Source organism: Lacrimispora sp. BS-2, from assembly GCF_040207125.1.
In the GTDB taxonomy this organism is placed as follows: domain Bacteria; phylum Bacillota; class Clostridia; order Lachnospirales; family Lachnospiraceae; genus Lacrimispora.
The window spans coordinates 877,234-889,713 of record NZ_CP157940.1 but is presented as its reverse complement, the minus strand read 5'-3'; the positions used below and the strand labels follow the sequence as shown (position 1 = coordinate 889,713).

At 46.1% G+C, this 12,480-nt stretch carries 15 protein-coding genes; 4 read left to right on the top strand and 11 right to left on the bottom strand.

Features of this window, described 5'->3' with window-relative positions; genetic code table 11:
• From scpB to ABFV83_RS04275, 4 genes are all read right to left on the bottom strand, one after another.
• On the bottom strand, positions 1–648 hold the full coding sequence (scpB, locus tag ABFV83_RS04290; protein ID WP_349947707.1) for an SMC-Scp complex subunit ScpB: 648 nt from the start codon (positions 646–648) through the stop codon (positions 1–3).
• Positions 641–1,558 (bottom strand): segregation/condensation protein A, encoded by a 918-nt coding sequence (locus tag ABFV83_RS04285; RefSeq protein WP_349947706.1) that lies wholly within the window; start codon positions 1,556–1,558, stop codon positions 641–643. Before ABFV83_RS04285 ends, scpB begins: the two co-directional genes overlap by 8 nt.
• Positions 1,559–1,650: 92 nt before the next feature.
• Positions 1,651–2,502 carry a metallophosphoesterase gene (locus ABFV83_RS04280; RefSeq protein WP_349947705.1) on the bottom strand — a complete coding sequence of 284 codons (852 nt, stop codon included), beginning with the start codon at positions 2,500–2,502 and terminating at the stop codon, positions 1,651–1,653.
• Between the two features lie 78 nt (positions 2,503–2,580).
• Positions 2,581–2,799, bottom strand: coding sequence for a hypothetical protein (locus ABFV83_RS04275; RefSeq protein ID WP_349947704.1), 219 nt, complete (start codon positions 2,797–2,799; stop codon positions 2,581–2,583).
• A 93-nt stretch (positions 2,800–2,892) separates the two neighbouring features.
• Here ABFV83_RS04275 and ABFV83_RS04270 point away from each other — a divergent pair, with 93 nt between their 5' ends.
• Positions 2,893–3,168: a helix-turn-helix transcriptional regulator gene (locus tag ABFV83_RS04270; protein ID WP_349947703.1), complete on the top strand. Its 276-nt coding sequence runs from the start codon at positions 2,893–2,895 to the stop codon at positions 3,166–3,168.
• A 46-nt stretch (positions 3,169–3,214) separates the two neighbouring features.
• On the opposite strand, the gene ABFV83_RS04265 is transcribed toward ABFV83_RS04270, so the two are convergent.
• The 3 genes from ABFV83_RS04265 to ABFV83_RS04255 all read right to left on the bottom strand — a co-directional run bounded on the left by ABFV83_RS04265 (position 3,215) and on the right by ABFV83_RS04255 (position 5,838).
• The gene (locus ABFV83_RS04265; protein ID WP_349947702.1) at positions 3,215–4,498 is read right to left on the bottom strand and encodes a serine hydrolase; all 1,284 of its coding nucleotides are present in this window, start codon (positions 4,496–4,498) and stop codon (positions 3,215–3,217) included.
• A 149-nt stretch (positions 4,499–4,647) separates the two neighbouring features.
• Positions 4,648–5,334 carry an NUDIX hydrolase gene (locus ABFV83_RS04260; protein WP_349947701.1) on the bottom strand — a complete coding sequence of 229 codons (687 nt, stop codon included), beginning with the start codon at positions 5,332–5,334 and terminating at the stop codon, positions 4,648–4,650.
• 24 nt (positions 5,335–5,358) lie between these two features.
• Positions 5,359–5,838: a small multi-drug export protein gene (locus ABFV83_RS04255; protein ID WP_349947700.1), complete on the bottom strand. Its 480-nt coding sequence runs from the start codon at positions 5,836–5,838 to the stop codon at positions 5,359–5,361.
• A 251-nt stretch (positions 5,839–6,089) separates the two neighbouring features.
• On the opposite strand from ABFV83_RS04255, the gene ABFV83_RS04250 reads away from it, so the two are divergent.
• On the top strand, positions 6,090–6,746 hold the full coding sequence (locus ABFV83_RS04250; RefSeq protein WP_349947699.1) for a phosphatase PAP2 family protein: 657 nt from the start codon (positions 6,090–6,092) through the stop codon (positions 6,744–6,746).
• 64 nt (positions 6,747–6,810) lie between these two features.
• On the opposite strand, the gene ABFV83_RS04245 is transcribed toward ABFV83_RS04250, so the two are convergent.
• Both ABFV83_RS04245 and ABFV83_RS04240 read right to left on the bottom strand, forming a co-directional pair.
• A complete protein-coding gene (locus tag ABFV83_RS04245; protein ID WP_349947698.1) occupies positions 6,811–7,830 on the bottom strand; it encodes a glycosyltransferase family 2 protein in 1,020 nt (339 codons plus the stop codon).
• Positions 7,827–8,570 (bottom strand): type II CAAX endopeptidase family protein, encoded by a 744-nt coding sequence (locus ABFV83_RS04240; RefSeq protein WP_349947697.1) that lies wholly within the window; start codon positions 8,568–8,570, stop codon positions 7,827–7,829. Before ABFV83_RS04240 ends, ABFV83_RS04245 begins: the two co-directional genes overlap by 4 nt.
• A 364-nt stretch (positions 8,571–8,934) precedes the next feature.
• On the opposite strand from ABFV83_RS04240, the gene arcC reads away from it, so the two are divergent.
• Complete coding sequence (gene arcC, locus ABFV83_RS04235) at positions 8,935–9,873, top strand: carbamate kinase (protein ID WP_349947696.1); 939 nt, start codon at positions 8,935–8,937, stop codon at positions 9,871–9,873.
• Between the two features lie 140 nt (positions 9,874–10,013).
• A complete protein-coding gene (pdaA, locus tag ABFV83_RS04230) occupies positions 10,014–10,790 on the top strand; it encodes a delta-lactam-biosynthetic de-N-acetylase (protein ID WP_349948857.1) in 777 nt (258 codons plus the stop codon).
• A gap of 211 nt (positions 10,791–11,001) precedes the next feature.
• Here the strand turns inward: pdaA and ABFV83_RS04225 are convergent, their stop codons facing one another.
• Both ABFV83_RS04225 and ABFV83_RS04220 read right to left on the bottom strand, forming a co-directional pair.
• The gene (locus ABFV83_RS04225) at positions 11,002–11,757 is read right to left on the bottom strand and encodes an amino acid ABC transporter ATP-binding protein (protein WP_349947695.1); all 756 of its coding nucleotides are present in this window, start codon (positions 11,755–11,757) and stop codon (positions 11,002–11,004) included.
• The gene (locus tag ABFV83_RS04220) at positions 11,750–12,460 is read right to left on the bottom strand and encodes an amino acid ABC transporter permease (protein WP_349947694.1); all 711 of its coding nucleotides are present in this window, start codon (positions 12,458–12,460) and stop codon (positions 11,750–11,752) included. Before ABFV83_RS04220 ends, ABFV83_RS04225 begins: the two co-directional genes overlap by 8 nt.
• Positions 12,461–12,480 lie beyond the last annotated feature (20 nt).

Here is a 12,480-nt window from a genome sequence, read left to right as displayed (position 1 = left end):
CTAAATGTTATCATCTTTTTTATCTTCCGCCGGAATCAGATCGCCGCTTTCAGAAAGCTCCTCTTCCACTTCCATCCGTATCTCAGCCGCCACAACAGGGTCAGCAACCGGAAGATTCTGGGTGGATCCGATACCAAATCTTCTTAAAAATTCCTCTGTGGTGGCAAATAATGCCGGACGTCCAGGGGCATCTAAGCGCCCCACTTCATATACCAGGTTGTATTCCACCAGTTTATTGACCGCATGATCCGATTTGACGCCCCGGATCTTCTCTATTTCAAGCTTTGTTACAGGCTGCTTGTAGGCTATGATGGACAGGGTCTCTAAAACCACATCCGTAAGAACCTGTTTTTTAGGCGCAGATGCCACACGGATCAAGTTCTCGTAGTACTCAGGCCGGGTGCACATCTGGTAGCTGTTTTCCAGTTCAAGAATCTGCACCCCTCTTTTCCCCGTATCATAGCGCTTCATCAAACGGAGAACCGCCTCCTTTGCCGTGGCCTCATCCTGGCCGATGGCAGCTGCCAGAGCCTTAAGTTCAACGGAATTCCCCATGGTAAAGAGAACCGCCTCAATCACGGCTTCCCATACCTTTTCTTCTTTTGTGCTCTTCTTTTGCCCGTCTGCCAAAAGAACTTCCTTATCCATCACTTTCCTCTTTCCTGCCCTGCTTTCTGGGCATAAAGGTATCCCTGGAAGGGGTTTCCTCTTTCCCGCCCTGCTTTCCTGGCATAAAGGTATCCCTGGCAGGGGTATCCTCGGAAGGGGTTTCCTCCTGAAGTTCCGACAAATCCAGTTCCCCTTCCGCCCCTTCCGGCTCCAGGGTTTCAATGAGCATATCATCAAACAAATGCTCCTGGGTCAGCGTGATCTTGCCGATCTTCATGAGCTCCAGAAGCGCTAAAAATGTAACAACAACAAGGGTCCGGTCCGGCTGCCTCTCAAGCAGCCCGCGGAAAGAAAATTTCCGGTGCTCTCTTGCATAATCCATGACCGATTTTATCTTATCCTCCAGGCTTATGGATTCTCTCCTGATGTTGCCAAACCGGCTTCGGATAGGATCCACACGATCAGACTTCCGTTTCGTGACCGCCCGGAAAATCTCCTGGAGCTTTGCCAGGGTAAGCCCGTCAAGCAGCTTGTCCAAATCCACCGGAGGCTCGTACTTTGCCACTTCCGGAGGAATGGAAGGGAATTTGTACAGCAGTCGTTCCGCCCCAACTTCCCGGTCCTTAAGCTCCAAAGACATATATTTATAATATTTGTATTCCAAAAGACGTGCCACAAGTTCGGCCCTGGGATCTTCCTCCTCGCCTTCCTCGTTGGTTTCCCTGGGAAGCAGCATGCGCGCCTTTATATCAATGAGGGTCGCTGCCATGACCAGAAATTCGCTGACAATGTTTAAATCCTCTGTTTCCATGTGATTTACATAGTCCAGATACTGCTCTGTAATCGCCGCGATGGGAATGTCGTAAATATTCACCTTGTTCTTGTCGATCAGATGAAGCAGCAAATCCAGCGGCCCCTCGAAATTATCCAGTTTATAAGAGATTCCCATAAAATCCTCCAAGGCAGATTAAAACATGCCTTTGATCAGTATATCAAATCCTTCTTCATCTGTAAATATACGGCTGGCCCAAAAACTATTTCCTATTTCCTTTTTAAATCCACAACTACCACCTGAGGCTTGTTGTTTAAGCGGATGTTTACGGAATGGGTCCCAAGCCCCCTGCTCACGATCATATCTTTTCCATCTGACCGGAACTCACCGGCACAGTACGGCAGGAAAAACTGGTATTGAGGCGTCATGACCCCTCCAAGATACGGGAGCCTTATGGTCCCTCCATGAAAATGGCCGGATAGGGTCAAATCTGCCCCCCAGCTTCTGCATGAAGGAAAATAAAGAGGAGAATGGCAAAGCAGAATCTGAAACCGCTCCTTAGATGCCTCCCCCACCTTTTGTTCTATCTCCTTCTCAGTTAAATCATCCGGACGGAACTTCCGGTAAACCCCCGCCTCCAGATCAATCCCGGTAACAGCTATATCCTGCCCATATAATTCTGTCCGGTTATCCAGAATTTTGATTCCAAGCTTTTTTAAACTGCCCACATAAGCCTCGTATGCTTCACCATATACCTTGCGTTCCCAAAGCAGCCGGTTCTCATGATTGCCATTGCCGCAAATGACGGGGTACCTTTCTGCCAGTTTTTCCATAAGCTCTAATGAAACAGCAGTATCCGCTCTGCCCTTGCTGGTGATCATATCGCCGCCCACAAGCACAAGGTCAGGTGCCGCCTCAGCCACTGCGGCCAGAAGCCTTTCATTGCCATCGCCAAACCGGTGTTCGTGAAGATCAGAAAGGAATACTATAGTACGGTCCGTTCTGATCTTAGCACTTTTCAAAACAGTTCTCTCCACGGAAAGCTGTTCTTTTTCATATTCAGAACGCAAATACAAGCCTGCGCCCAGTGCGGCGCAAAAAGCTACGGCAGTAACCCCCATCTGAATCTTCCTCTTCTTCCATCAATCTTTTTCTTGCTTTGTGTTCATCATACAATGAAGGACCTGCCTGAGTCAAGTCTAAGAGGTCCAGTTACCCACCAGATATTCAATGATGAGATTGGGTATGATTACCATGAGTCCGATGCCAATGCTCATGACTATGGTACCGTATAAATATTCCTGGTAACCTGGCGTTCCCGGAGTCGGCGGTACTGTAAACGCAAGACGGTAGATGGATTTACAGAGAGCAAAAAAGCAAATAAAATAAAAAATTGCGCTAAATATCTTTTTTTTCATTGGTATATTCCTCCTTTCCCATAATATAAACCACTTATGGATAATATGCAATACCGGATAATCAAGGTTTAATTAAGCCAGAGGTGATAAATCATGATCGTTTATGACAGACTGTGGGAAACCATGAAAAAGAAAAACATCAGCCAGTATCATTTGATCAAATACTGCAAGGTCAGTGCGGGGCAAATCGGACGGCTTAAGAAAAATAACTTCGTTTCCACTCATACCATAGACATGCTCTGCAGAATTCTGGACTGTGACGTGGAAGAAATCATGGAGTACCGGGCCGATATAAGCGAAGTAACCCTGCAAAAAGAAAGCGAGCCGAAAGCAGAACAGAACACTGCTCCACCAGAGGATTTGGCATAGAAAAAGAGCCTATAGGCTCTTTTTCTATGCCAAAAACCCCATCTTTCTACCGGATCCAGGCGCCTGAAGAATCAAGACGGTATCCGTCGGGCGTAATGGTATCCTTAAGCATGGCTCCATTGGCCCCCAGATAATACCATTTTCCGTTGCTCTCCACCCAGCGGCTTGCCGCCATGACAGAGTCTGTGCCAAACCAGTAGTAAACCCCGTCTATTTTCAGCCACTCATTGCCGGCCTTTTTTCCATCCTGTTTTCTATAATACCATTTAGAACCTTCCTGGACCCAGCCCTGGGAAGAAGTCTGTGCTGTCAGCCCTCCCGCTGCCTTTAAAGCAAAACCATAATCCAAAAGGGATTTTGTATCCTCATAATGAGTGGATTTACTCTTCATGATGACCGCAATCAGCCGGACTCCGTTCTTTTCCACGCAGGTGACCAGTGTATTGCCGGCCAGGGAAGTATAGCCGGTCTTTCCTCCGATCACTCCCGGATAATATCTGGAATCTCCCGGATTAATCATTTTATGGCCCATGGTCACCGTTCTGGCCGAAGCCTTCTTTGTGGCCGGTATCTGGTAACTTAAGGTGGAGGACACCTTTCGTACGGTTTCATTCTGGTATGCCGCCCTGGCAATAAGGGCCATATCGTGAGGTGTGGTATAATGGCTGGAGCTGTTAAGTCCATTGGGATTGACAAAATTGGTTCCAGTGCAGCCAAGTTCCTTTGCCCTGGCATTCATCAGAGCAGAAAAAGCGCCGACACTTCCTGAAACGTGCTCTGCCAGACCATTGGCCACTTCATTGGCTGATTTTAGCATAAGACCATAGAGGCTCTGCTCCACTGTCAGCTTGTCTCCTTCTGTAAGCCCCAGCGTTACTGCGCCTGATTCCAGGTTTGTAGTGGCAGCTTTTGAAAAGGTCACGGTCTCTGACAAATTACTTTTTTCTACAACAAGAAGGGCTGTCATAAGTTTTGTAATGCTGGCAGGATAATATCTTGTTTCCCCATTTTTTGAATAAAGCAGGGTTCCTGTAGACGCGTCCATAAGAACCGCGCCTTCTGACTGAATTTCCGGCTGTTTTATGTCCGCAGGCAACGTTCCCCCGGCATTTGGGGTATCTCCCGTCTGAGCACTTCCTGCGCCGGCTCCGTTGTTGATTCCCGGCCCGATCTCACCGGCCGTACTGCCTGCGGGTCCGCTTACGGTCCCTGTCTGACCCGAAGTTCCCGGAAAAGGCTGTATTATGGGCATTTCCCCGTATGATGGTATTGACGCAAGAATGCTGATACTGATTACCAGGCTCCACAGCCTGCACGATTTTTTTGCCATATCCTGTCATCTCCTGTATATTTCTGCATGCTAGTATGATTTCTTACAACAGTATAGCATAAAATCCAGAATTTTCCGATTAAAATTTTCTTACAAACTTTAACAAATTAAATAAATAAAACACCGCCCTGCTCAGGCGGTGTAATCTGCTAAAAAATCTGCTCTCTGTATTCCTTTTCTAATTCTTCCAACCTGTCCATTGCCACGTTTAAGATCTCAGCATGGTCAAATGCCAGCTTTTCCTGATCCAGCACGTCAATGGCCGGTAAAAGATCGGTCTCCGTCTCCTTTTTCCACATCATTCCCTGACGCTCATAGGTTTCTGTAACCCGATAACTCATAAAAATATGTTCTTCTTCATTTTCAACGGTAAGTGCATAGGTGGCTCCATTCTCCAGTTCAGAAAGCTTCTTTTTCTTTACCTGGAACCAACGGGCCTCTGCGGCGTCATCTCCGGCCTTTGGTGTCAGCTGGTCCTTCGGCACTGCGGCCATATAGGATACTGAGATGACTCTTGTTCTGGGATCACGCTTCACGTTCCCCCATGTATAAAGCTGTTCCAGGCAAATACCTTGTAAGCCAGTCTCTTCTTCAAGCTCTCTGGCTGCTGCGGCCTCCAGGGATTCATCTACATTTACAAAACCTCCCGGAATTGCCCACTGTCCGATGCAGGGATGATCTTTTCGCTTAATGAGCAGGATTTCTGTTTCCATCTCCTCCTCATCCACCGTAAAAATCAGCATATCCACGGTCACCGACGGGCGTTCATAATTCCCCGGGCGGTACTGCAAAAGAAACTCTTTTTCTGTTAATCCCTCTTGATTCCTTTGTTCCATTCTGCCCTTCTTCCTACCAGAATCTTAGAAAATCACGGACTGAAGCGCCCCTAATACTCCTGCACTGGCAAGTCCCATAATAACCCCTGCCACTAAGACGCCTCCCATCACGGCTAAAATACTGGATTTAAAATCAATATCAAGCAGGCTGGCTGCCAAGGTGCCGGTCCAGGCACCGGTTCCCGGAAGGGGAACTCCCACAAATAACAAAAGCGCAATAAACAACCCCTGTCCAGCTTTCGCCTGCAGTTTTTCTCCGCCTCGTTTTCCCTTTTCCAGGCACCATGAAAAAAAGCCGCCGATCACCGGCTTATCCGCTCCCCATTCGAGAACCTTTCTCGCAAACAGGTAAATGATAGGTACTGGAAGCATATTTCCAAGAATCGCAACGATATAAGACTGGAAAAGCGGAAGCCCCATCACCGCAGAATATGGAATTGCTCCGCGAAGCTCGATCAGCGGAACCATGGAGATAAAGAAAACGGTCATATATTGTTGTAACATATTCCATTCCTTTCGTGTAAAAGTCTGCCTTTATACTATACACAAAGATTGTCCGTCTATCAACCATTTTATAAAAAGATTATATTTACCATAGGGGGAACCGGCGGTTAAAACAAGTCCTAAGCTTAATCTTCTCTGAAATAAATATTAACATTTATGAAATACTATTGTACTGACAAAACGAGTGTGATATAATCCTCCAAAGTTGATAATCATGATACCAACCGCCAGAACGGAGAAGGAAGAATTATATGAAAAATCTGTTTCACAGGTACAGGCATGTCTGGATTCTCAGTTACGCCTTTATCTACATTCCATGGTTTCTTTACCTGGAAAAGACGGTGACAAACCATTACTATATCATGCATGTTGCTTTAGACGACCTGATTCCTTTTAATGAATATTTCATTATTCCATATCTTTTATGGTTTGCATATATAGCAGCCGCTATTTTGTATTTTTTTATTACCAACGTAAAAGATTATTACAGGCTGTGCACCATGCTGTTTACAGGGATGACCATTAGTCTGGTGATCTGCACCGTATTTCCCAACGGTACGGATTTCCGCCCTGTGATTGATCCGGGAAAAAATATCTGCTCGGCTATTGTGGCAATTCTTTATTCCGCGGATACTTGTACCAATGTATTCCCAAGCATCCATGTTTATAACTCTGTTTGCGTTCACATTGCAGTCCTTCACAGCGAACGCTTACGGAAATACCGGTTTGTGAGAACCGGTTCCCTGGTGCTGATGATTTCCATCAGCCTTGCAACTGTTTTCTTAAAACAGCATTCCGCCTTTGACGGTCTTGGTTCCCTGGTTATGGCTTATGTCATGTATCACTTTGTATACTCTGACTCCTATGTGCGGACCAGAGAAAAGGTTTCGGAAAAAGCCATCGGCTAACAACAAATCCCCTGAGCCATTTTTTTAATGGCCAGGGGATATTTTTTTACTGTAAGGCATTGTTCTAGTTAAAACCGAAAAATTTCTGGGTCATTTTATAGATCGCAATAGGAAATTTCCTTCCGTTCTTTCCTGGGAGATTAACCCCCTGCCCCATAAAGCCAAATCTAAGCCTTAAAAACAGCGGTAAATTCTGCTTGCGCAAGTACTGCCACAGTTCCTTTTTCTTTTCCATATTTTCATCATTTTCAGACTTGATGGCAAGGATGGAGGATATGGTCATCATGATCTCCAGATACCGAACCATGTAATGACGCAGCTTACGCTGCTTGATCTTCATCACATCGTAATATCCCAGCATCAGCTTTGTCACCTTGATCTGCTGGTCAATGCGGCCGATCATGATGGATTCGTTTACCGACTGGTCATCTCTTCCGATAAAATACCGGTAAAAATTCACATCTAAATAATACATGGTCTTAACGTGAGGCAGAGGCTGGTACACAAATATATTATCCACGTAAAATGTGTGCCTGGGAAGTTCCAGCCCGCATTGCCTTAGAAGCTCTGTCCGGTAAATCACCGAATGCATGAGAATATAATGCCCCAGCAGGAACACCTTGACGTCCTCCCAGCTGAATATCTCATTCTTTGGAAGAGCTGTGCGGTAATTCATGACTTTTTTCCGATTTGCCCCCTGCTTTTCATAGACAAAATTGCTGACCAGCATATCAAGAGTATTTTCTCCATAGACAAATCGCCGCAAAGTGTCCAGAATTTCCAGTAAAGCCGCCTCGTCCACCCAGTCATCGCTGTCCACTACTTTAAAATAAATTCCGGTGGCATTTTTTAATCCGGCATTGACTGCCGCGCCATGACCGCCGTTCTCCTGATGGATCGCCCGGCAGATTTCCGGGTAATTTCTTTCATATTCGTCTGCGATTTCTGCCGTATGATCCTTGGCGGACCCGTCATCCACGATGAGAATCTCGACCTCGTCACCTCCCGGCAGCAGGGAATCAATACAGTGCCTCATATAGGCCTCAGAGTTGTAACATGGAATTGCTACAGATAAAAGCTTCACAAAATATCCTCCTTAAAATTGTTTTTCTGATAAATCCGGATCGCACAAATAACAGACACCACTGCTGATATGGCCGCCAGAAACGGCTTTCGGTCTGTACGAAATAAATAATTCAAACGCCCCGTATTCATTACACAGAGCGACAGTAAATTGGCTGATATGTGGAATAGGCAGGGGGCCAGTAATGTCCCCGAAACCTCGTACAGCCAGGCAACGGCCAGTCCAATGAGAAAGGCATAAACTCCCTGAGGAAGATTTCCATGGTAAAACCCAAATAATGCCGCAGACAGGACCGCAGACAGCCAAAAAGGAAGCTTGTCCCTCAGTGAGGCAAAACCCAGTCCACGGAAAATGATCTCCTCTGCAAGAGGGATTAAAAGACCGGAAGCCAGAAGCTGAATTGGAAAGGCTGCTGAATAGAGATTGTTTTCTGCCTCCTTGTAGGATGTGGACTTTTCAGCCAGTCCTGATACTTCTACTATATAGTTTCCAAATACACATAAAGCCACTGCAAATATTATTATATAGGCCAGGCAGCCGTGAAGCTTGAGTCCTGAGAAGGAAGGATTTCCGCGGCGCCTCTGGTCTGTGGAATAGATATAATAAAGTGCGGGCGAGACTAAAAGGGCGGATAAGGCGGTGGCTTCCAAGGGGGCTAAGTTTAAGTATAGAAATAAGGCGGTCGTCATGGCTGTGTAGAAAAACATGGGCAGGATCAGATGCAGGATGATTGATATCATATACATGGTGTCCTTTCATCTTTGGGATTATTATGCCGTAGATCCGCAGTGCAGCTGGTAAAACCGCAGGTTTTACCAGCTCACGGGCATTCGCCCTATGAAATAAGGCAGGGAAAAAATTTCTTATGTGCGAGCACAACGAAATTTTTTCCCTGCCTTATTTCGCACTGCTCATTGCTTTTGTGTATATTATACCATCTGTTTTCAGGATATCTACCATAATTTTTTTAAATTATTTCTAAAGAAACGCTTTATTCTCTTTAAAGGTTCCAATCTTTTGAATTCTGTTGATTTTTTTATTGTCTGATAATATAATATCTTTATACTTTTTGATCAAACTATACGGAACTGAGAGGTAACTGATATGGCAAAAAAACGTATTGTCCTGGCTTTGGGACATCATGCTTTAGGAACAAATCTTCCGGAACAGAAAAAAGCGGTTGCAGAAACAGCCAGGGTCATCGCGGATTTTATTGAAGCCGGCTGGCAGGTGGCGGTCACCCACAGCAATGCCCCCCAAGTGGGCATGATCCACACAGCTATGAATGAATTTGGAAAACTTCACGACGGCTATACTTCTGCGCCCATGTCCGTATGCTCTGCCATGAGCCAGGGCTACATTGGCTATGATCTGCAAAACGGCATCCGGGCTGAGCTGGTGAAGCGGGGGATCTGCAAATCTGCAGCCACCATTTTGACCCAGATGCTGGTAAACCCTTATGACGAGGCTTTCTACACCCCCATGAAGCCTGTGGGACGCTTTATGTCGGCGGAAGATGCAAAAGAGGAAGAGGAAAAAGGAAACTATGTGGAAGAAGTGCCTGGCAAGGGCTTTCGCCGGGTCGTGGCTTCTCCAAAGCCTGTATCCATTGTGGAAATTGACATCATTAAGGCCGTTCTGGATGCAGACCAGATCGTCATCGCCTGCGGAGGCGGCGGCATTCCGGTTATGGAACAGGGATACCGCTTAAAGGGTGCCAGTGCAGTCATTGAAAAAGACCGGGCTGCCGGGCTTCTGGCAAAGGAAATCGATGCCGATGTGCTCATGATCCTTACAAACGTTGACAATGTCACCCTGAATTTCGGAATGCCTGATGAACGATCCATCAGCCAGATGAGCCTGGAGGAAGCAGAGGGCTACATTCAGGAAGGACAATTTGAATCAGGCTCCATGCTTCCAAAGATTGAAGCCTCCCTGGATTTTCTCCGGCACGGAAAAGACCGGAAGGCAATCATTACCTCTCTTGAAAAAGCGAAAGCAAGCCTGGAAGGAAAAGCAGGTACGGTAATGCAATCTTTTTGAATATGGACAGACAGAAGCTTCATATATTGAAACAAATGTAATATAACGGAGCTTTATATATGAAATTTTTGCAAAAATTTAAGATTGCAGAAAAAATCAGAAAGCTTTCTATCCCATCTGAAACAGGAAAGAAGGCAGTTATGGTATTCCTGCTTTTCCTCTGCGCCTTTCTGGCCGGCCACCTTGGAGCCATGCTGGTGGATCACCACAAAGCAGTAGAGACTGCGGCGGATGGAAACTGGGGGCTGAGCTTCCAGCAGGAAGGGCAGCCCCCGGTTGCCAATGCTACCATGGACTATTTAAAAAAATTTAATGCCTATTATGCGGAAAAAACCCCGGATAAAGTTCTTTATCTGACCTTTGATGCCGGATACGAAAACGGAAATACGCCAGCAATCCTTGATGCATTAAAGAAGCACAATGCCCCGGCTACCTTTTTTGTGGTAGGTAATTACATAGAAACTGCTCCGGAGCTGGTAAAGCGGATGGTTGATGAAGGCCATACCGTAGGCAATCATACCTATCATCATCCGGATATGTCCAAGATGTCTTCAAAAGAAGCATTTGAAAAAGAGCTTAAGGATTTAGAGGTCCTTTTTGAACAGACCACCGGACAGCCCATGAGACAATACTACCGCCCGCCTCAGGGAAAATACAGTGAAGCCAATTTAAAAATGGCAAGTGATATGGGCTACAAAACCTTTTTCTGGAGCCTTGCCTACGTTGACTGGTATCAGGATAAGCAGCCCTCAAAGGAAGAAGCCTTTAAAAAGCTTTTAGGCAGGATTCATCCCGGCGCCGTTGTGCTGCTGCACAGCACCTCAAGCACCAACGCCCAGATCCTTGATGAATTGCTGACCAAGTGGGAAGAAATGGGCTATCAGTTCAAATCCCTGGATCAGCTGGCAGCTGAATAGCATACAAAAAATGAGCCTTGAATGGTGGTCTTAAAAGCCACCTTCAAAGCTCATCTTTTTATTTACTGCAATTCCTTTTATTTTCCATATGCTTATAAGGATAGCTGCTATTCCAGGAAATTATCCTCCAACTGCCTGATGATACTGTCATCAAGGGATAAAGCCGCTTTTGCATACCTTTTGGCCGAGCCGTAAAAGTCCTCTCAATCCCCTAAATAAAATAGTTTGGCTCCAGGGAAATGATCCTGGATAAAAATTGTCTGGTCCTCTCTTCCTTTGGATTTGAAAATATCTCTTCCGGTCTTCCCTCCTCCACCACAATTCCTCCGTCCATAAAGACCACTTTATCTGCCACATCCTGGGCAAAGGACATTTCATGGGTCACCACGATCATGGTGATCCCTTTTCCTGCCACTTTCTTAATGATGTCAAGAGTTTCCCCCACCAGCTCCGGATCCAGGGCAGAGGTTGGTTCATCGAATAAGATCACTTCCGGATTTAGGACAAAGGCTCTGGCAATGCCGACCCGCTGCTGCTGTCCGCCGGAAAGCTGAGAAGGATAACAATGATACTTATCCCGTAATCCCACCCAGTCAAGGGCTTCTTCTCCCCGCTTTCTCGCTTCCTCCCTTGGAATGCGCCTTGCCGTAACAAGACCTTCCATCACATTTTCCAATGCCGTTTTATTGGCGAAAAGATTATAATTCTGAAAAACAAAAGCTGTTTTCCTTCTTATCTCCAGAATTTGCTTTTTGGTCGCCTTTTTTAGGTCCACACGGGTATCCCCGATGGCAAGCTGGCCGCTGTCCGCATTTTCCAGGAAATTAATACACCGCAGCAATGTGGTTTTTCCCGATCCGCTGGGCCCCAGGAGGACCACCACCTGGCCATCTTCTACCTCCACAGACACATCCTTTAGGACCTGCTGCTTTCCAAAGGTCTTTTTAACATGCTTTACTTCAATCATATGGATTCCTCCTGAACTTACCTGTATGGCGTCTTAAAACCTTTGCCAGGCATTCGATCACAATGGTAAATGCCCAGTATATGACTGCGGCCGCCACATACCCTTCAAAAAACGAATAGGTCCGGGAGCTTGGAATGGTGGCTCCTGCCACAATTTCCACGATTCCGATGGCCATGACAACGGATGATGCCTTGATCAGACCGACCACATGATTGATCAGGGTGGGGATCGCCGCCGGTATCATCTGGGGGATGATGATCCTCTTAATGGTCTGGACTTTTGTAAGCCCTATGGAATACCCGGCTTCATCCTGCCCCTTGTCAATGGATAACAGCGCTCCCCGGATCGCCTCTGATATAGAGCAGATCGCAGTAAGGCTGAGGGCAAAAATGCCTACCCAGATATGATCCACTTCGGCGGCACTTTTTTTAATATGTAAAAGCTTTGCCAGATCATTGAATTTGAGCATGAAAATCAGGTTATATATCATCAAAGCCACCACAATGGGAACTCCCTGATACACCGTAACAAATATCCCAAGAAGCTTATTAATAACAGGCACTTGATAGACCCTGGCAAGCGCGATTACCGTTCCAAGAGCCAGGCCTATGGCTAATGGAATGAACACAAGCCTCAGGGTATTGGGAAAATACCTGATTCCGTATAGAAAGCTTTCATAAAAATGAGCTGCATTGAAATTCATCCTTTTCCCTCTTTTCCAGG